This is a genomic window from Geobacillus jurassicus NBRC 107829 (assembly GCF_001544315.1).
GTDB lineage: Bacteria > Bacillota > Bacilli > Bacillales > Anoxybacillaceae > Geobacillus > Geobacillus jurassicus.
This window is the reverse complement of the sequence record NZ_BCQG01000030.1, coordinates 14,463-35,319: the sequence shown is the minus strand read 5'-3', so window position 1 is coordinate 35,319 and position 20,857 is coordinate 14,463. Positions and strand designations below refer to the sequence as shown.

Sequence of the window (20,857 nt, the reverse complement as noted above, 5' to 3'; positions counted from 1 at the left end):
GTTGACGATGAAAGAAAAATTGAGGGAAGCGGCCATTGAACTGTTTGAGCGCAAAGGATTCAAAGAAACGTCGGTGCAGGAAATCGTCGAAGCGGTCGGGGCAACGAAAGGAGCATTCTATTACTATTACAAAAGCAAAGAAGAGCTGCTCTGCGATATTTGTGTTTCCTATTTGGATGATTTGTTGCGGCAGCAAGAGCACATTATCCAAGATGTAGGAGCAAGTTGCACGGATAAACTGCGCGCCATCGTCTATATGGTCATCAGCAACATTCGCACGCGGAAGAAAAGCGCCCGCATTTTCTTCCGCGAAATGCGGCATTTGGCTGATGATCATTTGGCGGAAATTCGCGCAAAGCGGCGGGTGTTCCGCAAACGGTATGAACAGCTCATTGAAGACGGGATCGCTCGCGGCGAGTTCAAGCCGTCCCTAAATGCGGAAATGATCACGTTCGGCCTGCTTGGCATCACGAACTGGAGCTATTACTGGTTTCAGCCGGATGGGGGCGTTTCTGAAGAAGAGCTGACCGATATTTATGTCGATTTCATTTTAAACGGTATTCGGGCGCAGAGCGAGAAAACGGGAGCGGGTGTAGGAGGATCGCCTATTTCACTGAAATGATGGATCGGCTGTTTAGCTTATATAAGGCTGAGCGGCAGACAAGGGGGGATCGGGATGGAGTTGTTCATTCAGCAACTGTTAAACGGGCTGACTGTTGGAAGCGTTTACAGCCTCGTCGCGTTAGGCTTGACGCTCGTTTACGGCATTTTGCACATTCCAAACTTTGCTCACGGCGCGCTGTATATGATGGGCGGTTATGTCACGCTTACGGCCATGACGAAGCTTGGGCTGCCGTATGGGTTGGCCATTATTGTATCGATGGCGGCGGTCGGGCTGCTTGGCGTCTTGATGGAGCGGTTGGTGTTTTATCCGCTCCGCGACGCGCCGCCGCTTCATGACAAAATCGCGGCGATCGGCATTTTGCTGTTTTTGGAAGCGTTTGCCCAGTTCGTCTGGGGAGCGGACTATCAAACGATGCCGACACCATATGGAGACGTCGTCAATATTTTCGGTTTCACACTGACCATTCAACGCATCCTCATCATTGCATCCGCTGTGGTCATCATGGTGCTGTTGTACATCTTCTTGAAAAAGACGTTCATCGGCGCTTCGATCATCGCGATGGCGCAAAACCGCGAAGGAGCGAACTTAGTCGGCATCAATACGAATAAAGTCGCCATGTTGACGTTTCTTCTTTCCGGCAGTTTGGCGGCGCTCGCCGCATCGCTCGCTTCGCCGATCAACCTCGTGTTTCCCGGCATGGGCCATCTCGTCATCTTGAAAGCGTTTGTCATCATCATTCTCGGCGGCATGGGAAGCATCCCCGGCGCCATTGTCGGCGGCTATATTTTAGGATTTAGTGAAAGTTTAGGAGCGACGTACGTGTCGAACGACTACAAAGACATTATCGCCTTCGTGATTCTTGTCATCATTTTAACAGTCAAACCAAACGGACTGTTTGCCAAGGAGGGACGTTGATGGCCATTTTCGAAAAACGACGCCTATGGCTCGCGGTCCTCGCGGCGCTGGCACTCGCTTTTCCGCTGCTTGTCACCAACGGCTATTACTTGCACATGATGACGATCTCCTTTATCTGGATGATCGCGGTTTACGGATTGAACTTGTTTGCCGGCTATACTGGCTATTTATCGCTTGCCCACGCTGGATTTTTTGCGATCGGGGCCTATACGCTCGGTATTTTGACGGTGAAAGCCGGCGTGCCGTTTTGGCTCGCTTTCGTGTCGGCCTGTTTGTTGACAACGTTGATTGGCGCTTTGGTCGGCCTTGTCGCGTTGCGGACGAAAGAGCACTTTTTCGCCATTTATACGCTTTGTGTCGGCTACATTATTTATTTGGTCATTGACAAATGGGATGGCTTAACCGGCGGGGTGCGCGGCTTTATCGGCATTCCGGCGCCGGCTGACATCGGTCCGCTCTCGTTTCAAACGCCGGTCGCCCAATATTATTTGTTGTTGTTTTTCTTGGCTGCCGTCGTCTTCATCATGTATCGGCTTGTCTATTCGTTGACTGGGCGGACGTATATCGCCATTCGCAACAGCGAGGAGCTCGCCTTGACGCTTGGCATCTCTACGATGAAAAACAAGCTGGCCTCGTTTGTTCTGTCGGTCTTTTTCACGTCGCTCGCCGGGGCGTTGTATGCGTCGTTCATCCGCTTTCTTGGCCCGGATATCGCGTACGTCAGTGTGATGTTTGACTTTTTAACCTATTTGCTTGTCGGCGGAATCGGCACGCTTGCCGGCCCAGTCGTCGGAACGCTGCTCGTCACGTTTTTATCCCAGCAGTTGCAATTTTTGCAAGATTACCGGATGCTCATTTTCGGTCCGGTGCTGACGCTTTTGATCATCTTTTACCCGCATGGCATTGCGGGCGGCTTTATCCGTTTTAAAGCAAAGCGTGAAGAAGCGCGCCGCCTCAAGCTGGAAGCAAACCGGACCGTCGCTGAGCTGGCTGCCTCGCGCCAAGGGCGGAGCGAACGGCATGTAAAGGAGGGATAACAATGTTTTTGCACGTCGAACGGTTGACGAAGCGGTTTGGCGGATTGTTGGCGGTCAACGATGTCACGTTTTCCGTTGAACAAGGGAAAATCAATGCCATCATCGGCCCCAATGGAGCCGGCAAGTCGACGTTTTTCAATTTGATTAGCGGCTTGTACCGGCCGACGTCCGGGACGATTACATTCAAAGGGCGCGATATTACCCGCCTGCCGGCGAACGAACGGGCAAAGCTCGGCATTGCCCGCACGTTTCAGACAACCCACTTGTTTGAACAGGCGACGGTGATCGATAACGTCATCATCGGCCATCGGCTTCGCACTTCATCCAACTTGTTTGATGCCATTTTGCGCACGAAACGGCATCGCCGCGAGGAACAGGCGTGCAAAGAAAAGGCGATGGAAGTGCTCGAGTTTGTCGGGTTGACCGGCGTGGCGGATCGGATTGTGGCCAACTTGTCGCAGGAGCAGAAAAAGCGGGTGGCGTTTGCGCTCGCCTTAGCAACCGATCCCGAACTCGTTTTGCTTGACGAGCCGGCGGCCGGCATCAACCCGGATGAAACGGAAGGGCTTGAGGAATTGATCGTCAAAATGGTCAAGGGCGGCCTGACCGTTTGCCTGATTGAGCACAAAATGTCAATGATCATGAAAATCGCCGACCGCATTATGGTGTTAAACTACGGGGAAAAAATCGCTGAAGGAACGCCCGAGGAAGTGCGAAACAACGAGGCGGTCATTCAAGCGTATTTAGGAGGGAGCGCCATTGCTTGAGGTTGCGAACGTATCCGTCCGCTACGGGAGTTTTACGGCCATTCGCGATGTGACGTTTTCCGTCAAGCGAGGGGAGATCGCCGTGTTGCTGGGCGCCAACGGAGCGGGGAAAAGCACATTGTTTCGCACGATCAGCGGGTTGCATAAACCAGCACAAGGGGAAATCCGCCTCGATGGCGAGCGCATCGATTCGCTGCCGCCTGACCGCATCGTCCAACGCGGCGTTGTGCAATGCGCGGAAGGACGCAAACTGTTTCCACGCATGAGTGTATACGAAAACTTGTTGATGGGCGCTTACGTCCATCGAAAGGACAAAGAAGGCATCCGACGCTTGATCGAACATGTATATGAGCTGTTTCCGATTTTGCGCGACAAGCGGAACGCGCCAGCCGGATCGTTAAGCGGCGGCCAGCAGCAAATGCTCGCCATCGGCCGCGCCTTAATGTCGCGCCCCACCGTGCTTTTGCTCGACGAGCCGTCGATTGGGCTCGCTCCGCTCATTGTCGAGCAAATGTTTGCGACGATCAAACAAATTCATGAAGAGGGGACAACGATTTTGCTCGCGGAACAAAACGCCCATGCGGCGCTGTCGATTGCTCATCGAGGCTATGTGTTTGAAAACGGAACGATCGTCGCCTCGGGAACGGCGGAGGAACTGCTCGCGAACGACGATGTCCGCAAGGCGTACATTGGGACATAAGAAGGTTGTTGTCAAACCTTGAAAGGGGGTGAGCAACGGGTGCATTGATTATTGTCTAAATATTTAGAATGATTAACCAACAACCAATAATAGGGGGGAGTATGAATGAAAAAAAGAAAATGGTCAATCGCCGCCATGATCGCGGCAGTCATGATGTTTATGCTGGCGGCGTGCAACAGTTCGCCAAGCAACAATAACGCCAGCGGCGGAAACAACAGCGGAGGAAGCGGCGGTGAAGCGGGTACGGTCAACATCGGCTACAGCGGCCCGTTAAGCGGCCCGGCTGCTTACTACGGCCAACGGACGTTAAACGGCTTGAAAATGGCGGCGGAGGAAATCAACAATAGCGGCGGCTTTGAAGTCAAAGGAAAGAAATACAAAATTAATATCGTTTCCCTTGATGATAAATATTTGCCAAACGAAACGGCGGCGAACGCCAAACGCCTTGTGCAAGAACATCATACACCGATCATTTTCACTCCGCACAGCGGCGGTGTCATGGCGCTGCAAGTGTTCAATCAAACGGACAATTTCATCATTGCGGCGTACACAAGCGAGCCGAAGATTACGCAAACGGGCAACAAGCTGACGGTGCGCATTCCGCCGCGCTATGACGGCTATATTCCGACCTTTACTGATTATGCCATGAAGCGTTTCGGCAAGAAACTGGCTGCTTTGCCAACGGCGACGCAATACGGGAAAGACTGGACAGAAAAGCTGTTGCCGTATTGGGAAAAGCAAGGCGGAAAAGTTGTCTACAAATCATCGATTGACTTTACGAAAGACACCGATTTCTTTACGATCGTCACAAACGCGTTGAAAGAAAAACCGGATGTGTTGTTTATCGGAGGAGCTTCGGAACCGACGGCGAAAGTGGCGAAACAAGCGCGCGAGCTTGGATTTAAAGGCGGCTTCATTATTATGGACCAAGCGAAGCTCGATGAGATGAAACGAGTAACCGGCTCTTATGACATGCTTGAAGGTTCGATCGGCGTCATGCCGCTTATCGAATCGGACGAACCGGCTGTTCCGGATTTTGTGAAAAACTACCGGGCGAAATTCAATGAAGATCCGGGTTCGGAAGCGGCTTACAACTATTTGGCGCTTTACGCTTTCGTCGAGGCGATGAAAGCCGCCGGCACGGTCGACGATCCGCAAGCCATCCGTGAACATATGAATGATGGATTGAAAAACATTCCGGAAGAAAAGAAAGTGTATAACGTTCCAAGCATAGGCGAGGATGGCGGCTTTGAATCGGAAATCGTCGTTGCCGCGGTGGAAAATGGAGAAATCGTGCCGATTGAGTTAAAACAATAATAAACCATGCAACTGACTGATAAGCATAGAGAGGCTGTCTGAAAAGGTCATCACACGACTTTTTCCAGACAGCCTTTTCCATTTTTTTGTTATGATATTTTCCGATCTGTTATGGACAATGTGGGTACACCTTTTAAGGTGTCTTTTACTGGGCAGACACGTTCAACGTGTTCAATCAAGGCTCGGACGTTTTTTGGATCGGAAGGAGAGTCAATATCAATATGGTAACGAATTTCTAAAAACCCAGGACGAACATCCGCTTTCTCCATAAAGCCATCGGGATCTAAATCCCCTTCTACGTGTACTTGAACTCCTTTCAGTTCTACTCCGTGATGGCTGGCAAACAGAGAGACCAGTACATTGATGCATCCCCCCAGGGCGGCTAGGATCAGCTCTACGGGATTCGGTCCCTGGTCGGTGCCTCCCAAGGCTGGGGGTTCGTCAATGATGACTTGTTTGCCGTTAATGTCAGCCACCGAGCGTACTCCTTCGCCAGACCATTTGACATCAGAGGAAAAGGTAAGCTTAGGCATGGGAAAAACCTCCTGACAAATAGGAATAGTGGATAAATTAAGAATAATACATAAATTCCTATTTGACAAGTAAGAATTTGAAGAAAACGGAGGTGACGGAAAGAAGAGTGGGTACGGTGATGATATGGTTGCCTGGTGGAACTATTCCGGGTTGGTAAATGCATATTGTGGACATTTTTAAATAATCAATAAAACAAATAGCAAAATTGCCAATAATACGATAAAATAAAACTGCTCTGCCACGTGATGAATCTGGTCACAATTGTGGCCGGCATTTGCTGGCATAACTTCGAGTCTGCAAAGACGGTGAAACGGTCGGCGCCCTCCGTTCTGGAAACCCGGCACTCCTATTAGGTGGGAAGAGAACCATGAGGACAATCGTATATTTGCTGTTGGCTTGCCATGTTGCTGTCATTTGCTACTGGATAAGCGACTGGACTGTGCTCACTACCCCAGTTGGCCTCGCCATATGGGCTGGCGGAATCATGGCCAGCCTTGTCGTTCTTCGCGTTGGCCGATTTATGTCAACAAAGCAGCGGACGATGCTCAAAACAATGACCGCAGCGTCGATCTTGCTTGCTGTTTGTTCGTTGCTCATTGAATGGGCCGTCCGTTCGATGCCATAGCCGTCGCTGAAGTCGGCACCGTCCTGTTAGATTCTTTGTCAGGTTAACGATGAGCCGCATCTTTAGCAACGATGCATTGGGGCAACCATTAACGGCTTTTATGAAGTGAATGGAACATCTCCGACGCCAAACGGCGGCCGACAGCGTACATAATCGGCGCCCCGATGGCCATAACGACAAACTCCCCAATGGCGGTCGTGAGCCATGTGAGCCAAAATGGAAAACCGAGCGCCAGTTTCAGCTCTAGGGCGATGATAGCCATGGTTACGGTAAATGACAACGTATTGACCGCCATGCGCATCCAAACGTTTTCGACATACCGCATGGCACCGATCGTAATCAGCATCGCCAACACCGACTGGCCGACACCGAATACGAGATCATACGCGACGATCGGCGAGAAAAACAAATTGGCGAAAAAGACGCCAAGCACGATGCCAATGGCGTATGTTTTACGGAACACGACCAAATGGTTTAACATTTCCGAGACGCGAAACTGAATGTTCGTAAAGCCAAACGGCTGAATAAGCATCGTCACGGCGATATATACAGCGGCAATCAAACCATTTGCTGCTATGGTCCGAATTTTCATAACGTCCTCTCCTCGCATTGATGATAATATGATTGTAGCACGACAAACGAGTGAACGAAAGGAAGTGAATCTCGTTGGCCTCGATGAATCAACAAGAAACAAGCAAGAGCCGATTGGTTTGGGAAGTCGGAAAAACAGCGCTTCTCCTCGGTCTAACGTCATTTGGCGGTCCGATCGCTCATCTCGGCTATTTTTACGAAGAGTACGTCAAACGAAAAAAATGGATGGACGAGAAAACGTATGCCGATTTGGTCGCTTTATGCCAATTCCTCCCTGGTCCGGCGAGCAGCCAAGTCGGCATCGGCATCGGATTCATGCGCGCTGGCGTTTGGGGGGCGTTTGCCGCTTGGCTTGGCTTTACATTGCCGTCGGCTGTCGCCCTCAGCGTAGTCGCCGTTTGGCTGCAACATGCTCCTTCGGGTGAAGCTGGTTGGATGAAAGGTTTGCTGTTGGCAGCTGTAGCGGTTGTAGCACAAGCCGTATGGGAGATGGCGCGTAAATTTGCCGCCGGTCGCCTGCAGGCGACGGTTGCCATCGCCGCGGCAGGTGCCGTGCTTCTTATGCCGGATGCATGGAGCCAAGTAGCCGTCATCGCCGCAGCGGGGGTCATTGGCGCTATTGGATGGCGAAAAAACGTCGCACCTTCTTCGTCTTCAGCAGGCATCCCGCCTTCCATTCGTCGTTCCACCGGTTTGACGCTGCTTTCATTGTTTGCCGTGTTGCTTGTTGCGCTGCCGCTCATTCGCACTTGGATCCATTCACCGCTTTTGGCGCTGTTTGACAGCTTTTACCGCGCTGGGGCGCTCGTGTTTGGCGGCGGTCATGTGGTGTTGCCGCTCTTGGAGGCGGAAGTGGTGCCGCAAAGGTGGGTAACCGCCAATCAGTTTTTAGCCGGCTACAGCGCCGCCCAAGCCGTCCCTGGGCCGCTGTTTACGTTTGCCGCGTATATTGGAATGGCGGCGTTGGGCTGGAAGGGAGCGCTAGTGGCTACCACATCCATTTTTCTTCCATCCTTTTTGCTCGTTCTTGGCGCGTTTCCGTTTTGGCACTGGCTTCGCCGCCATCCGCGCTTCCAAGCGGCGCTTGCCGGCATTAACGCCGCTGTGGTTGGGATTTTGCTTGCGGCGCTGTACGATCCGATTTGGACGAAAGCCGTGAAAGGACCGGCTGATCTAGCGTTTGTCCTCGGCGCCTTCCTTCTCCTTGCCGTTTGGAAGTGGCCGGCCTGGGCGGTTGTTCTCGTTTCGTTCGCCGGGGGGCTTTGGCATTCTTTTGTTCAATGAATCCGATGGCCGACTACGGCAGAAAAGCTAGGAATAGAGCCTTCTCATCTGGTTTTTATTGGTTAATCAACATGCCTGGGTTTTTCGGCTGCTATGGCCAATATCTTGACAAGTTTTTTTGAACTGAATCATGATAAAGAGGAATGTTGGCGCCTTAGGGGGGAATGGGACGTGAAATGGTTATGGATGCTGCTGGCCTTGGCTGCCGGAATGGCTGTTTCCGTACAGGCCGGAGTCAACGGCGGCCTGGGCAAGCGGATCGGTGTGTTTGAAGGAGCGTTCGTTTCGTTTTTGATCGGGACGGTTGTCCTCTTTTTAGTGCAATTGTTTTTGGGCAATGGAGAATTCCTTGCCATGTTTTCCGTGCCGAAATGGCAACTGACCGGAGGTGTTCTTGGCGCCTTTTATGTATTTGTGATGGTGCTCATCGTCCCGAAAATCGGTGTTGCCAATTCATTGATGGCGGTGATTGCTGGTCAGCTTGTCATGAGTTCAATTGTTGACCATTTTGGCCTGTTCGGCGGACAGCGTATTCCATTTGACATGATGCGCCTAGCCGCCATGGGCTTTCTATTTTTGGCGCTTTGGCTCTTTTTTCGCAAATGAACAGGACTGGCCGAGTTGGTTTAGTTTTCCGTGATCCGCTCATACTAACAACAGCATGATCGACTTGAAAGGAAGCGGATCAAAGTGAAACAGGCATGGCGCATTTATGTGAACGATTTGAAACATCTCACGACCAACTGGGCCGCAGCCATATTGGCTCTCGGTCTGATCGTTCTTCCATCGCTTTACGCTTGGATCAATGTAGAGGCTTCGATTGACCCTTATGCCCATACAGATGATTTACCGATTGGGGTGGTGAACGAAGACCGCGGGGCGGAGTTGGCTGGGCGTTCGTTTCAGGCCGGTGACGAGATTGTGAGAGCGTTGCAACACAACCATCGGTTGGGCTGGCGATTTGTTTCGAAAGAAAAGGGAATGACAGGTGTGCGAAAAGGGGACTACTTCGCCACCATCGTCATCCCAGCAGATTTTTCGGCCCGATTGGCTACTGTCGTTCAAGATCGTCCGAAAAGGGCGACCATTTACTACTATGAAAACGACAAACGAAACGCCATCGCTCCCAAAATCACGGAGCGCGGAGCAAGTACGTTGTCAGCTCAAGTCAGCGATGAGTTTGTGAGGGTGGTCAATACCGCGTTGTTTTCCTTGTTCCACCAAGCGGGAGTGACGCTCGAACAGCAGCTTCCCACCATTCGCCGCGTTGAGGCGTTCGTGTTTCGTCTAGAAAACGAATTGCCAACGATTCAACGACAATTGGAAGCCCTAGATCGCGATGTAGGAGAGGCAAGATCGTTGGTTCGTACAGGCCGCGAGCTTCTGCCGGCTGCCAAAACAACGGTGCGGCGTGGTTTAGAATGGACAGGCCGCGTTGAGAAGTTGTTCATGCAAGTCAATGCTTCATCGCACTTATGGGAAAAGCCGGTGGAAATGGCGGTTCATGCGCTCCATTCCTTTCCCTTCTCCTTTGCAGGGCAGACGCCAGAGTCTCTTGATACACCGGAAAAGCAAGCGCGTTGGGCGACTCTCATCCAACAGGCTGCAACAGACGCGAGCCCATTGGTTCAGCAATTGCGCCGAACGTTGAGAACATGGGAGGGGACGATTGATTCCTCTTCGCTTCAACCTGTGCAGCGCACAGTCAGCCGTATCGAGCAGACGCTAGCGTCTATTCAAGAAACAGCGGCGCTAGTGAAACAACATCCAACAGGCGTCGAAGAGAAGATCACTCACCTGCGTGAACAAATGGCCTTATTGGACGCGCAGGCGCAGCAACTTGATCAAGCATATCGCCAACGGTTGTTGCCTCTGTTGCGTGCGAAATGGAATCAAACGGGGAAACAGGTACGCCAAGCGAAACAAACGCTTCTTCGCATGGATCAAGCGTTAAATGAGGTAGAGCAATGGTTGTCAAACACAGATCGTGATTTAGCGGCCGCGCAACAGGCGCTAAAGACCGCACAGGCTCAATATCCATTTCTTTCCCGCCAGGTTCGCGAGCTGGCCGCCTTCCTATCGAAAATCAAAAGAGAAACCAACATCGATGAACTTATTCGCTTGTTGAAACAAGATCCACAGGCGAAAGGTGCATTTTTGGCCCACCCGGTTGACGTGCAAACGTTCCGCCTTTTTCCGTTGCCGAACTATGGTTCGGGCATGAATCCATTTTACACGGTGCTGGCCATATGGGTAGGATGTTTGTTGCTTGTTTCCGTCTTGTCGACGGATCCTTCTTCGTTTTCGGAAGCGAATGAGCGGGAAAGATATGCCGGACGGCTGTTGACCTTTTGGACGCTGAATGCTTTGCAGGCGATGGTCGTGACAGCTGGAGCGGCTTTCATCTTGCCGAATATTTTCGTCCGTGAACCGGGATGGTTCATGACGTTCGGCCTTTTGTGCGGCTTTGTCTTTATGGCGGTGGTTTTTTCGCTTGTTTCCTTGTTCGGCAATGTGGGAAAAGCGATGGCGATTGTGTTGCTCGTCTTGCAAATTGCCGGAGCGGGGGGAACGTATCCCGTTGAGCTGATTCCTCCGTTCTTTCAGCAATTAAACCCTTGGCTGCCGTTTACCTATGCCATTGATGTAATGCGCGAGGCGGTCGGCGGGATTGTATGGGAAAATGTTGAGCATGATGTCAAGCGGCTTCTCTTGTTTGCCGTTGCCGCCCTTTTGGCCGGACTTTTGTTGAAAAGCTCATTAAACCCATGGATGCGCGCGCTGAAAGAGAAAGCCGTCCAAAGTGGGTTGTTTCATTGAAAAATTTTCTCTATTTTCTTTTGGAAGCATCTGTTACAATAGGGACGAGAGCGCTGCTCCATTCTCAATTGCCCCGTGGGATAGACGTCTCCAAGCATTGTTCACTGCTGCTTTCGCACGATGGGAGAGCGCTCGATGCGGGGAAAAGGGGAGAGAATCATGTCGATCCGTCGACTGCTTGGTTTTGCGCTCATTTTTTTGGCGATTTCGATGTTTATCGAGCAAATGTGGTGGGTCGGGGGCATTTGTTTATTGATTGGAATTGGAATGACTGCGAAGAGTCCAATCGATCGAAAGTGGAGGAAAAGAAGCATATATGGTAAACATCGAGAGTGATATGAATCAAACAAGGGTCAGACAGCATGATGTGCAGTTGATGAAAAAAGCAGAACAGTTTATCACGGTGAGCTATCGGGAGCTTGGAAAAAGTGAGCAAGAAATGAAGCGGCGGTTGAACGAAATCCGTTTGGAAGTAGAACAAACTGGTACATATGTTCATACGTACGAAGAGTTAAGCTATGGGGCTAAGATGGCTTGGCGTCATAGCAACCGTTGCATCGGCCGCTTTTTTTGGCGATCGCTCCATGTCATTGATGCGAGAGAGGCGGTTACCGAAGACGAGGTTTTTTCTTATCTGTTCCATCATATTGAGTTTGCGACCAATGGCGGGAAAATCCGGCCGACGATCACGATCTTCCGTCCAAACGGGGAAGTGCGCATTTGGAATCATCAACTGATTCGTTATGCAGGTTATGAAACCGAAGAAGGGATCATCGGCGACTCATCCTCCCTCACTTTCACCCGTGCCTGTGAACAGCTTGGGTGGAAAGGGGAAAAAACGCCATTTGACGTGTTGCCATTGGTGATCCAGGTAGGCGGCCGGAAGCCTGTTTGGACGTCGATCCCCAAAGAATTGGTGCTTGAGGTGCCGATTGAACATCCGGAGTTTCCGTGGTTTCGCGATTTGCAGTTAAAATGGTACGCGGTCCCGATCATTTCGGATATGTGCCTCGAAATCGGCGGGATTCGTTACATGGCGGCGCCGTTTAATGGGTGGTACATGGGAACTGAGATCGGAGCCCGCAATTTTGCTGATGATTATCGCTACAACATGCTTCCGAAAGTGGCCTCTTGCATGGGGCTTGACACCAACTCCAACGCATCATTATGGAAAGACAAGGCGCTGGTCGAATTGAATATCGCTGTTTTGTATTCCTACAAAAAGGCGGGCGTCAGCATCGTTGATCACCATACCGCCGCGCGCCAGTTTCAGCTGTTTGAACAGCAAGAGAAAGCGGCCGGCCGCCATGTCACTGGCGATTGGACATGGCTGATTCCGCCTCTTTCTCCGGCGACAACGCACATTTTTCATCGATCATATGACAATACGACCGTGTTGCCAAACTTTTTCTATCAAGATCGTCCATATGAATGTGAAAGGGGAGAGGAACAATGACCGTCATCATCCGTATGTGCGATGTGTCATGGGTGAGGGGCGGGCGGACCATTTTGCATGATATGAACTGGGAGGTGAAAGAAGGTGAGCAATGGGCGATTCTTGGCCTAAACGGCTCCGGGAAAACATCGCTTCTCAATATCGTCACCGGCTATCAATATCCGACGCGCGGGGATGTTGAAGTATTGGGCTATCGGTTTGGACAGGCAAGCCTGCCGGAGTTGCGACGGCACATCGGGTTTGTGAGCAGCTCGCTCCTTGATCAGTTTCATGATACGCTGCAGGCAGAAACGGTTGAAGATGTCATCATCAGCGGCAAGTTTGCCACCATCGGCTTGTATGATGCCGTCACGGATGACGATCGAGCGGAAGCGGAATCATTCATGGAATCGTTTCGTCTTCAAGCGGTCAAAGGAAAGCGGTACGCAACGCTGTCGCAAGGAGAAAAGCGGAAAACATTGATCGCCCGAGCGCTGATGGCCCATCCGAAGCTGCTCATTTTGGACGAGCCGACGGTCGGCCTTGACTTATTGGCCCGCGAAGAAATCTTATCACTGATCGGACAGATCGTCACTCAGCCGTGCCATCTCTTATACGTCACCCATTATATTGAAGAAATCGTCGACTCGATCACCCATGTCTTGCTTTTGCAAGACGGGCGCATCGTGGTGGCTGGCCGAAAAGAGGATGTGTTGACCGATGAGCGACTCTCAGAAGCGTTTCGCCTTCCGATCCGCATTCATTGGGAACACGGCCGGCCATGGGTGTCCGTCGGTCGATAGGACGGCCGGTGACAGCCGGCTCTAGACCGACTGCCTCAACATACCGTACATCCGAGAAGGTCGACCTCTATTTTCTGGTAAACCGCATTGGTTCAGCCGAACTCTTCTTGGGGAAGGGTGGCGGCCGACGGTGCGGATGCTCATGTCGGCCACATCTCCGGAAGCTGGATAGGCAACGGCTCCCCCCCTCCGTTTGGGTGCTATATACGGATATGTGAAGCCCTGTCGGCTGTTGTACTCATCGACGGATGAACGAGGAGCCAAAACCGCGGCTCCTCTTTTTTTCCATAACGGCATGGTGTTCATTGAAGGAAGGAGACGCGTCAGGCGGTGAAGCGGGCTCGATTGCCGTTGGCTTCGTCTTTGTTTGGAAGTGCAGGCTTTTCCGATTAAGGTATAAAAATGTTTAAAATATTCTAAATGTGATGTATAATAAAAGAAACAACATACTAACCGGTTGGTATATCATCTGTTGAAAACGGATTCAGAAGTGGATCGAAAGGTGGGAAGATCATGAGGCTAAACGGAAAAGCGGCGATTGTCACCGGCGGCGCGAGCGGCATCGGCCGGGCGACGGCGATTCGCTTTGCGGAAGAAGGCGCAAAAGTGGCCGTGAGTGACATCAATGAGGAGGGAGGGGAAGAAACGGTCCGCCTGATCCGGCAAAAAGGAGGCGAGGCGATTTTTGTCAAGGCGGACGTAGCCGATTCCAAGCAAGTGAGCCGCCTTGTCCAAACAACGGTCGATGCCTTCGGCGGTTTACAGAAATCCCGCGCGAAAGCCCACTCCTTTAGGGGTAGGATGAAGCGCGTTGCAGTTCATTCATCGAACTGATATAGTCATGAGTACAGCAGGAAATGTATCAAGCGAAACCATCAAACGTTATGTGGAATCTCAAAAGAAAAGGGGGTGAATCCATGCCCACGATCACACTAAGGCTGGAACTGCACAACCCAACGAAAGTCAAACAAGACATGTATGAACGGATGACAGAAGTGAATACCGCCTTTGCGAATTGGCTGTTGAATCATCCCAAGCTGAATCAAGCGACGAGCAAACTGTTTAAAGAGTTTTCGTCGCAGCGGTTTCCTTCCGCCGTCGTGAATCAAACGATTCGAGAAGTGAAGTCCCAAAAGAAAAAACAAAAGGCAAAGAAGTTCCGAACATTTTGGTGTTGCTTTAACAATCAAAACATAAAGGTGGAAAAGAAAGGAGCGTTCTACACGGTTTCCTTCCCCACACTGGAGAAACGAATTGGCGTGCCTGTCGTCACGCGCCCCTATCAAGAAGCATGGCTGGATCGGCTGATCCATGGAACCGCCAAACAAGGGGCGGCCAAGCTCTACAAAAAGCGAAAGAAATGGTGCTTGGCGATCGCGGTCGCATTTGAAGTCAAGCCGCGGCACGAAACAAAGGTGATGGGGGTTGACGTTGGGCTTCGCTATATCGCCGTTGCCAGCGTGGGAACGAAATCGTGGTTTTTCAAAGGGAGCCAATGCGCCTTTGTGCGCCGACGATATGCGGCTTTGCGGCGAACGTTGGGCCAAGCGAAGAAGCTTCATATGATTCGCAAAATCGGCCGTAAAGAGTCCCGCTGGATGAAGGATATGAACCATAAAATCAGCCGTCAAATCGTCCGTTTTGCCCTTGCCAACGGTGTTGGCGTGATTCGGATGGAAGATTTGGCGGGGATTCGGAAACGAGCCGCTTCGGCCAAAGAAGCAGGACGAAATCTTCATTCGTGGGCTTTCCATCAACTGCAAACGATGATTGCCTACAAAGCCGAAATGGCGGGCATTCGGGTGGAGTGGGTGAATCCGACCTACACCAGTCAAACATGCCGATGCGGGCATCGGGAGAAAGCGAACCGAAACGGCATCCTCTTCCGATGCCAAAAGTGCGGATACACCATCCACGCCGACTTGAATGGCGCGATCAACATCGCCAAAGCGATTTCGGGCTTCGCCGCCTAACCTAGCGCACTGGTCACAGGTGCGCCGCCCATTGGGGTACATCTTAACCCGATGGGACGGGGTGATGACACACCCCTAAACTTGGGCGTTGTCTGAACCAGAAATGGATGAGGACGCGAACGACCCAAGAATCCCACGCCCTTTAGGCGTGTGGAGTGTCAAGCCGTGGAAACAAGATGCGCGCAAATGGCCGATCATCTCGAAAGCGAACGCCCTCGGCCGCATCGGAACGCCGGAGGAAGTGGCAAACGCGGTGTTGTTTTTGGCGTCCGATGAGGCGTCGTTTATCACCGGCGCGACGTTGTCGGTCGATGGCGGCGGACTGACGTTTTAGCGATTCGGAGTTCGAAAAAAGAAGGGCAGCCACGAAGAACGGCGAGGTTGCCCACACGGAAATGAGGGGAGAGGAAAACGATGCGTTTTTTGAATACCGTGGCGGTTGTCACAGGAGGAGGCAGCGGCATCGGCAAGGCGACGGCCCTCCGTTTGGCTAAGGAAGGCGCCACCGTCGTGCTTGTCGGCCGTACAGCAGCGAAACTGGAGGAGGCTGCAGAAGAAATCGCACGTCTCGGGACGCCGGGGGGCGCTGACCGGTTTGCGGCGGATGTCACCGACCGCGAACACGTGAAGGCGTTGGCGGAATATGTTCAAAAGCGGTACGGCGACTTGCATGTGCTTGTCAATAACGCAGGCATCTCCACCCATGCGAGATGGCTTGAGCTGACGGAGCAAGAGTGGGATGACATCCAGCGCATCAACATCAAAAGCGTCTTTCTTGTGTCGCAGGCGCTCGCCCCGCTGATGATGGAAGGAGCGAAACGCGCACGGGTCAATCGGGCCATCGTCAATGTCGCGTCCCTGTCCGGCCATCAGGCCGGGGCGGAAATTCCGCACTACAGCGCGGCGAAAGCAGGGGTCATCAACTTGACCAAATCGCTCGCTTTGGAGCTGGCGCCATATGGCATTCGCGTCAATTCCGTCTCGCCCGGCTTTGTCGAGACGCCGCTCACCGAGCGCGGCCTGCAAAACGAGCGGTTTGTGAAAGCCATCGAGCGCAACACCGCCTTAGGCCGGGTCGGGGCGCCGGAGGAAATTGCGAACGTCATTGCCTTTCTTGCCTCTAACGAAGCGTCGTACATGACCGGTTCCGATGTGCTTGTCGATGGCGGTTGGCTGATCAAATGAAGATTTGCGTCGAATTCCATCCAAACACTAAAGGAAAGGGAGAGGAACATGGAAGCGCCTCATTTGCTTGTGGAACAATCCGGCCCGATATTATGGTTGACGTTGAACCGTCCGGAGCGGCTCAATGCCTTCAGCCCGGAGATGATTGCCGGACTGACGCGTGAAATCGAACGCGCCGCAGCGGATGATGCCGTTCGCGTCATCGTCTTGTCCGGCGCCGGCCGGGCGTTTTGCGCCGGCGGCGATGTGAAAACGATGGGGCAAGCCAATGGCCCGCAGGCGTATGACCATATCGGCCGCCTCAATCGTCTCATTTTAATGATGAGATCATGCGAAAAGCCGATCATTGCCGCGGTGCACGGGGTGGCGGCCGGGGCGGGGTTCAATTTGGCGCTGGCTTGCGATTTGATTCTTGCCGCAGAGGACAGCCAATTCATTTTAAGCTTCGCGAAAGTCGGTCTTGTCTCCGATGGCGGCGGGTCGTATTGGCTCCCGCGGCTTGTCGGCCCGCATTTGGCGAAACAGTTTTTCTTCACCGCCGAGCCGATTCCGGCCCGCCGTTTGTACGAGTTAGGCGTCTTAAGCGAAGTCGTTCCAGCCGAGAGGCTGCGCGAAGCGGTGGAAACGCTCGCTTTGCAGTTGGCTAGCGGTCCGACGAAAGCGATCGGCAAACAAAAGCGGCTGATCGAGCACGCGTTGACCGCCACACTGGAAGAGATTCTCGAGGAAGAGCGGCTCATTCAAGGATTGATGGTGGAAACAGAGGATCATCGCGAAGGGGTGGCGGCGTTCAAAGAAAAACGGAAACCGTTGTTTCTAGGGAAGTAAGCTGCTTCCAACCAGAGCGAATGTTTGTTTCAGGAAGGCTGCCGCCTCGACTTGCACGAAAATGGAATCAGCCCCTCTTCCTGCCCATAGGCGGGCGGCGAGGGGCTTTCGGTTCGATGCAACGGTTTTCCTTGATTCGAAGAGGTCCTATGTTCTGTTAGAGTGCCTCGGCTTGGGCCGCGTTGTGTTCGGCCAGCAGCTGATCCACGTCGCCGAGCAACTCGTCGACGTTGTCGTACGGCGGGTCCAGCTGCAGCATTTTCCGCAAAATCGCACGGGCGTTCAGCGACAAATCGAGCTCTTCTTCCCAGCTTTTTTCCTCGTCGCTCGTCGGTTCATAGGCGGAATACAATAAAAACAAGGTGAAGTGTCCAAGGGCATAGAAATCGCTTCGTGGATGCGGTTCGCGCCGCAGCCGCTTCTCCAGCGGGTCGTCATCGCGAAAATCCACCGGTTCGCCGATGCGGCACGCCAAGCCAAAATCGATGATCGCCACCGTTCCATCGCGCCAAATGATGTTCGGGATGCGCAAATCGCGGTGGACGATGCCGAAAGCATGGACGTGCCGGACGATCTCAAGCACATCCTTTAGCAACCGAAACGCCTCTTGCTCCGTGTACTTGGCTTCCTGCTTGAAAATCCGGTCTTCCACCGTTTCTCCATTGATATACTCCATTACAAGATACGGCTGTCCGCGCTCCACAAACAGATCATGCAGCATCGGAATTTGCGGGTGGCGCAGGCGAGCGAGCACGTCAGCTTCGCGCCGAAGCAAGCGGCGTCCGTCTTCCCCTTTTGTCCACCGCGCTTGTTTGATGACGACAAGACGGCCTGACAGGTAATCGCGCCCTTTGTAGGCGATGCCGTAGCTTCCCATCCCGAGCTCTTCGATGACTTCATAGCGGCCAGAAAGCACATCCCCGCTCCGGCGCGGGCGGTCGAGCCAGCGGGCGATGAGCGGATGGTGTTTGAAAAAGCGCCTCATCAGCTGCCGAAGAAGCTTGAGAAGAAACTGCCGCTATGATGCTTCTTTTTGTAATGATGGTGCCCGTACTGGGACGGATGGTGGTGCGAGTGATACGTCGGGCCGTAATGATGGTGGTCGCTGCTGCTGTAATGTTTATGGTAGTGCGACGGATGATGGTGATGGCCCAAAAGTGCTTTTAGCAATTTTTTTAACATCGCGATCGCTCCTTTGCGATAGATTTACCTATATATACGGGGCAATGAGAAGGAAGTTTCAGATTTCAAAGATGCAAATGAAACCGCCAGGGGCATAGCCCCTAGCGCGGTTTGGCAACCTCATTCCTCTTTTTCGTTTAATGTCTGCTTGAGTAGCTCTCCTAAACTGACGCCAAACGATTCGTTCGCCGGGCTGTATTTTTTGAGAAGCGCCCGTTCGCTTCCTCGGGCGGCTGCGCGTTTGGTCTCTTCCGCTTTTTCAACAATGTTGCACGGACGGCATTGGAAATAAAGTCCCGCTTTCCCTTCGTGCATTTCCATGCGCCGATGGCATTGCGGACAGCGGCGGTTCGACAGTTTCGGATCGCGCCGGCGGCGGTAGCGGCACGCTACGTTCGAGCAGACAAGCATCCGTCCGTCTTTCGTTTTCCGCTCTTTTAAAAGCGCGCCGCATTCTGGGCACGTGAGGTTCGTGAGGTTTGGCGCTTTGTATACCTGCTCGCTCTGCTTGATTTCGGCGACGAGTGCTTCCGTTTGCTGACGGATGTTCGCCAAAAATTGCTTCGGGTTTCCTTTTCCGCGGGCGATCGCCTCGAGTTCACGCTCCCAGCGGGCGGTCAATTCCGGCGATTTCAGCTCCTCATTGACGAGCTCAATCAGCTGTTTCCCTTTTTTTGTTGGATAAAACCGGCCGTCTTTTCGTTCGACCACTTCGGTTTCGACAAGCCGCTCGATGATGTCCGCTCTTGTCGCCGGCGTGCCGAGTCCATATGTTTCCATTTGCGCAAGCAAATCGGCTTCGGAATAGCGCGCAGGCGGTTCGGTGAACGATTGTTCCATCTCAAGCTGCACCGATGGGAGCGTCTGGCCGTCTGCGAGGTGCGACAAGGTCGGTTGGGCGTTCGCTTCCTCTTTGCCGAGAATGGCTTTAAACCCCATATTCACAACCGCCGTCTCCCGGGCGACAAACGTTTCGCCGCCGATGTCAAAAACAACCGTTGCCGTTTCGTATTCATACGGCGGGTAAAACAGCGCCAAAAAGCGGCGGGCGATCAGGTCATACAGCTTACGTTCATCAGATGATAGCCTGCTCAAATCTAACCGCTCATCCGTCGGAATGATGGCATGGTGATCCGTCACTTTGTCATCGTGAAACACCCGCTTGGCTGCTTTGGTTTTGCCTTTGGCAAGAAGCGGGGCGATGGCGTCCTCATAACCGGACTTCATCGCCAACAGCCGCTTGGTCATCGTTGATGCCATATCGCTTGGCAAATAACGCGAATCGGTGCGCGGGTAAGTGACGAGCTTGTGCTGTTCGTACAGCCGCTGCAACACCGAGAGCGTCTTTTTCGCCGAAAAGCCAAACCGCTTGTTCGCGTCCCGCTGCAGCTCGGTCAAATCGTACGGCAACGGGGCCGGCTCGCTTTTTCGTTTCCGTTTGACTGACACAACGCGCGCCGGTTGGCCGTCAAGGCGGGCGATAAGTCGCTTCGCTTCGTCTTGGTCAAACAGCCGATGACCGCCATGCCGCTCCCACACGGCCTCCATCGAGCCGATCTTGGCCCGAATCGTCCAATACGGCACGGGAACGAACGATTGGATCTCCCGCTCGCGCTCGATGATCATCGCCAAGGTCGGCGTCTGCACGCGTCCGGCTGAGAGCGGGTCGTTGTATTTCGTCGTCAAGGCGCGCGTCACGTTCAGCCCGATCAGCCAATCCGCTTCGGCGCGGCAGACGGCAGATTGATATAGCCGCTCAAATTGGGCCCCGGGCTTTAACTGGCGGAAGCCGTCGCGAATGGCGCGGTCGGTTTGTGACGAGATCCATAAACGCCAAATCGGCTTCGTCCAACCGATCATTTGCAAAATCCAGCGTGCGACCAGCTCGCCTTCGCGGCCGGCGTCGGTCGCAATAATGCAGTCTTTCACATCTGGCCGTTTCGCCAAGCGTTCAATGGCGCGAAACTGGCGGCTTGTTTGCCGGATGACTTTCAAGCCCATATGCTTTGGAATGATCGGCAAGTCCTCGAGCCGCCACGTTTCGTATTTCCGGTCATAGTCTTCCGGCATTTTCAACTCAATCAAATGGCCAAGCGCCCAAGTGACGATGTAGCGCGGACCTTCAAAATATTGTTTATGCGCTTGCTTGCAGCCGAGCACACGAGCGATGTCGCGGGCGACACTCGGCTTTTCTGCTAACACGAGCGATTTCATCGATAAACCCCTTTCTGTCGTC

General features: G+C 52.8%; 21 protein-coding genes and 2 pseudogenes. 18 read left to right on the top strand and 5 right to left on the bottom strand.

The annotated features are described in order from the left end of the window. Nucleotides 1–7 precede the first annotated feature (7 nt). From GJ1_RS10245 to GJ1_RS10220, 6 genes are all read left to right on the top strand, one after another. A complete protein-coding gene (locus tag GJ1_RS10245) occupies nucleotides 8–622 on the top strand; it encodes a TetR/AcrR family transcriptional regulator (RefSeq protein ID WP_066231910.1) in 615 nt (204 codons plus the stop codon). Between the two features lie 54 nt (nucleotides 623–676). Beyond that, nucleotides 677–1,540 carry a branched-chain amino acid ABC transporter permease gene (locus GJ1_RS10240; RefSeq protein WP_066231879.1) on the top strand — a complete coding sequence of 288 codons (864 nt, stop codon included), beginning with the start codon at nucleotides 677–679 and terminating at the stop codon, nucleotides 1,538–1,540. After that, complete coding sequence (locus tag GJ1_RS10235; RefSeq protein ID WP_066231876.1) at nucleotides 1,540–2,577, top strand: branched-chain amino acid ABC transporter permease; 1,038 nt, start codon at nucleotides 1,540–1,542, stop codon at nucleotides 2,575–2,577. The genes GJ1_RS10240 and GJ1_RS10235 overlap by 1 nt, the downstream gene beginning before the upstream one ends. Nucleotides 2,578–2,579: 2 nt before the next feature. Further along, nucleotides 2,580–3,344: an ABC transporter ATP-binding protein gene (locus GJ1_RS10230; protein ID WP_066231873.1), complete on the top strand. Its 765-nt coding sequence runs from the start codon at nucleotides 2,580–2,582 to the stop codon at nucleotides 3,342–3,344. After that, nucleotides 3,337–4,044: an ABC transporter ATP-binding protein gene (locus tag GJ1_RS10225; protein WP_066231870.1), complete on the top strand. Its 708-nt coding sequence runs from the start codon at nucleotides 3,337–3,339 to the stop codon at nucleotides 4,042–4,044. Before GJ1_RS10230 ends, GJ1_RS10225 begins: the two co-directional genes overlap by 8 nt. Nucleotides 4,045–4,149: 105 nt before the next feature. After that, nucleotides 4,150–5,361 (top strand): ABC transporter substrate-binding protein, encoded by a 1,212-nt coding sequence (locus tag GJ1_RS10220; protein ID WP_066231868.1) that lies wholly within the window; start codon nucleotides 4,150–4,152, stop codon nucleotides 5,359–5,361. 89 nt (nucleotides 5,362–5,450) lie between these two features. Here GJ1_RS10220 and GJ1_RS10215 read toward each other — a convergent pair whose 3' ends face one another. Beyond that, nucleotides 5,451–5,894 (bottom strand): OsmC family protein, encoded by a 444-nt coding sequence (locus GJ1_RS10215; protein WP_066231864.1) that lies wholly within the window; start codon nucleotides 5,892–5,894, stop codon nucleotides 5,451–5,453. Nucleotides 5,895–6,262: 368 nt separating this feature from the next. Between GJ1_RS10215 and GJ1_RS10210 the strand changes: the two genes are divergently transcribed. Then, complete coding sequence (locus GJ1_RS10210) at nucleotides 6,263–6,520, top strand: hypothetical protein (RefSeq protein WP_066231860.1); 258 nt, start codon at nucleotides 6,263–6,265, stop codon at nucleotides 6,518–6,520. An 88-nt stretch (nucleotides 6,521–6,608) separates the two neighbouring features. Here the strand turns inward: GJ1_RS10210 and GJ1_RS10205 are convergent, their stop codons facing one another. Further along, nucleotides 6,609–7,112, bottom strand: a complete 504-nt coding sequence (locus GJ1_RS10205) for a QueT transporter family protein (RefSeq protein ID WP_066231858.1) — start codon at nucleotides 7,110–7,112, stop codon at nucleotides 6,609–6,611. An 83-nt stretch (nucleotides 7,113–7,195) separates the two neighbouring features. On the opposite strand from GJ1_RS10205, the gene chrA reads away from it, so the two are divergent. The 11 genes and pseudogenes from chrA (at nucleotide 7,196) to GJ1_RS10155 (ending at nucleotide 17,439) form a co-directional block, all read left to right on the top strand. After that, nucleotides 7,196–8,395 carry a chromate efflux transporter gene (chrA, locus tag GJ1_RS10200; RefSeq protein WP_066231907.1) on the top strand — a complete coding sequence of 400 codons (1,200 nt, stop codon included), beginning with the start codon at nucleotides 7,196–7,198 and terminating at the stop codon, nucleotides 8,393–8,395. 171 nt (nucleotides 8,396–8,566) lie between these two features. Next, nucleotides 8,567–9,001: a DMT family transporter gene (locus tag GJ1_RS10195; protein ID WP_066231856.1), complete on the top strand. Its 435-nt coding sequence runs from the start codon at nucleotides 8,567–8,569 to the stop codon at nucleotides 8,999–9,001. An 84-nt stretch (nucleotides 9,002–9,085) separates the two neighbouring features. Next, nucleotides 9,086–11,215 (top strand): YhgE/Pip domain-containing protein, encoded by a 2,130-nt coding sequence (locus tag GJ1_RS10190; protein ID WP_066231854.1) that lies wholly within the window; start codon nucleotides 9,086–9,088, stop codon nucleotides 11,213–11,215. A 376-nt stretch (nucleotides 11,216–11,591) separates the two neighbouring features. Then, nucleotides 11,592–12,671: a nitric oxide synthase oxygenase gene (locus GJ1_RS10185; protein WP_066231904.1), complete on the top strand. Its 1,080-nt coding sequence runs from the start codon at nucleotides 11,592–11,594 to the stop codon at nucleotides 12,669–12,671. After that, nucleotides 12,668–13,453: an ABC transporter ATP-binding protein gene (locus GJ1_RS10180; RefSeq protein WP_066231850.1), complete on the top strand. Its 786-nt coding sequence runs from the start codon at nucleotides 12,668–12,670 to the stop codon at nucleotides 13,451–13,453. Before GJ1_RS10185 ends, GJ1_RS10180 begins: the two co-directional genes overlap by 4 nt. A 513-nt stretch (nucleotides 13,454–13,966) precedes the next feature. Continuing rightward, entirely contained in the window at nucleotides 13,967–14,287 is a 321-nt protein-coding gene (locus GJ1_RS17855) for an SDR family NAD(P)-dependent oxidoreductase (protein WP_245629377.1), read from the top strand. A gap of 7 nt (nucleotides 14,288–14,294) precedes the next feature. After that, nucleotides 14,295–14,366 (top strand): annotated as a pseudogene (locus tag GJ1_RS19485) (IS200/IS605 family transposase); the annotation flags it as partial. 4 nt (nucleotides 14,367–14,370) lie between these two features. Continuing rightward, a complete protein-coding gene (locus tag GJ1_RS10170; RefSeq protein WP_066231848.1) occupies nucleotides 14,371–15,426 on the top strand; it encodes an RNA-guided endonuclease TnpB family protein in 1,056 nt (351 codons plus the stop codon). A 157-nt stretch (nucleotides 15,427–15,583) separates the two neighbouring features. Continuing rightward, nucleotides 15,584–15,760: pseudogene (locus GJ1_RS10165) on the top strand (SDR family oxidoreductase); the annotation flags it as partial. An 80-nt stretch (nucleotides 15,761–15,840) separates the two neighbouring features. Further along, nucleotides 15,841–16,611 carry an SDR family NAD(P)-dependent oxidoreductase gene (locus tag GJ1_RS10160; RefSeq protein ID WP_044731335.1) on the top strand — a complete coding sequence of 257 codons (771 nt, stop codon included), beginning with the start codon at nucleotides 15,841–15,843 and terminating at the stop codon, nucleotides 16,609–16,611. Nucleotides 16,612–16,659: 48 nt separating this feature from the next. Then, nucleotides 16,660–17,439, top strand: coding sequence for an enoyl-CoA hydratase/isomerase family protein (locus tag GJ1_RS10155; RefSeq protein ID WP_066231841.1), 780 nt, complete (start codon nucleotides 16,660–16,662; stop codon nucleotides 17,437–17,439). A gap of 157 nt (nucleotides 17,440–17,596) precedes the next feature. Here the strand turns inward: GJ1_RS10155 and GJ1_RS10150 are convergent, their stop codons facing one another. The 3 genes from GJ1_RS10150 to GJ1_RS10140 all read right to left on the bottom strand — a co-directional run bounded on the left by GJ1_RS10150 (nucleotide 17,597) and on the right by GJ1_RS10140 (nucleotide 20,835). Then, complete coding sequence (locus tag GJ1_RS10150) at nucleotides 17,597–18,424, bottom strand: serine/threonine protein kinase (protein ID WP_066231838.1); 828 nt, start codon at nucleotides 18,422–18,424, stop codon at nucleotides 17,597–17,599. Beyond that, nucleotides 18,424–18,621, bottom strand: a complete 198-nt coding sequence (locus tag GJ1_RS10145; protein WP_066231834.1) for a hypothetical protein — start codon at nucleotides 18,619–18,621, stop codon at nucleotides 18,424–18,426. The genes GJ1_RS10150 and GJ1_RS10145 overlap by 1 nt, the downstream gene beginning before the upstream one ends. A 120-nt stretch (nucleotides 18,622–18,741) precedes the next feature. Next, entirely contained in the window at nucleotides 18,742–20,835 is a 2,094-nt protein-coding gene (locus GJ1_RS10140) for a DNA topoisomerase III (RefSeq protein ID WP_066231832.1), read from the bottom strand. Nucleotides 20,836–20,857: the final 22 nt, after the last annotated feature.

Bases quoted from the DNA above. Each gene is read 5' to 3' on its own strand.
- GJ1_RS10140 (WP_066231832.1), bottom strand. From the start codon at position 20,835: ATGAAATCGCTCGTGTTAGCAGAAAAGCCGAGTGTCGCCCGCGACATC.
- GJ1_RS10215 (WP_066231864.1), bottom strand. From the start codon at position 5,894: ATGCCTAAGCTTACCTTTTCCTCTGATGTCAAATGGTCTGGCGAAGGA.
- GJ1_RS10185 (WP_066231904.1), top strand. From the start codon at position 11,592: ATGAAAAAAGCAGAACAGTTTATCACGGTGAGCTATCGGGAGCTTGGA.
- GJ1_RS10235 (WP_066231876.1), top strand. From the start codon at position 1,540: ATGGCCATTTTCGAAAAACGACGCCTATGGCTCGCGGTCCTCGCGGCG.
- GJ1_RS10230 (WP_066231873.1), top strand. From the start codon at position 2,580: ATGTTTTTGCACGTCGAACGGTTGACGAAGCGGTTTGGCGGATTGTTG.
- GJ1_RS10150 (WP_066231838.1), bottom strand. From the start codon at position 18,424: ATGAGGCGCTTTTTCAAACACCATCCGCTCATCGCCCGCTGGCTCGAC.
- GJ1_RS10220 (WP_066231868.1), top strand. From the start codon at position 4,150: ATGAAAAAAAGAAAATGGTCAATCGCCGCCATGATCGCGGCAGTCATG.
- GJ1_RS10155 (WP_066231841.1), top strand. From the start codon at position 16,660: ATGGAAGCGCCTCATTTGCTTGTGGAACAATCCGGCCCGATATTATGG.
- GJ1_RS10240 (WP_066231879.1), top strand. From the start codon at position 677: ATGGAGTTGTTCATTCAGCAACTGTTAAACGGGCTGACTGTTGGAAGC.
- GJ1_RS10145 (WP_066231834.1), bottom strand. From the start codon at position 18,621: ATGTTAAAAAAATTGCTAAAAGCACTTTTGGGCCATCACCATCATCCG.
- GJ1_RS10245 (WP_066231910.1), top strand. From the start codon at position 8: ATGAAAGAAAAATTGAGGGAAGCGGCCATTGAACTGTTTGAGCGCAAA.
- GJ1_RS10160 (WP_044731335.1), top strand. From the start codon at position 15,841: ATGCGTTTTTTGAATACCGTGGCGGTTGTCACAGGAGGAGGCAGCGGC.
- GJ1_RS10210 (WP_066231860.1), top strand. From the start codon at position 6,263: ATGAGGACAATCGTATATTTGCTGTTGGCTTGCCATGTTGCTGTCATT.
- GJ1_RS10180 (WP_066231850.1), top strand. From the start codon at position 12,668: ATGACCGTCATCATCCGTATGTGCGATGTGTCATGGGTGAGGGGCGGG.
- GJ1_RS10205 (WP_066231858.1), bottom strand. From the start codon at position 7,112: ATGAAAATTCGGACCATAGCAGCAAATGGTTTGATTGCCGCTGTATAT.
- chrA (WP_066231907.1), top strand. From the start codon at position 7,196: ATGAATCAACAAGAAACAAGCAAGAGCCGATTGGTTTGGGAAGTCGGA.
- GJ1_RS10170 (WP_066231848.1), top strand. From the start codon at position 14,371: ATGCCCACGATCACACTAAGGCTGGAACTGCACAACCCAACGAAAGTC.
- GJ1_RS17855 (WP_245629377.1), top strand. From the start codon at position 13,967: ATGAGGCTAAACGGAAAAGCGGCGATTGTCACCGGCGGCGCGAGCGGC.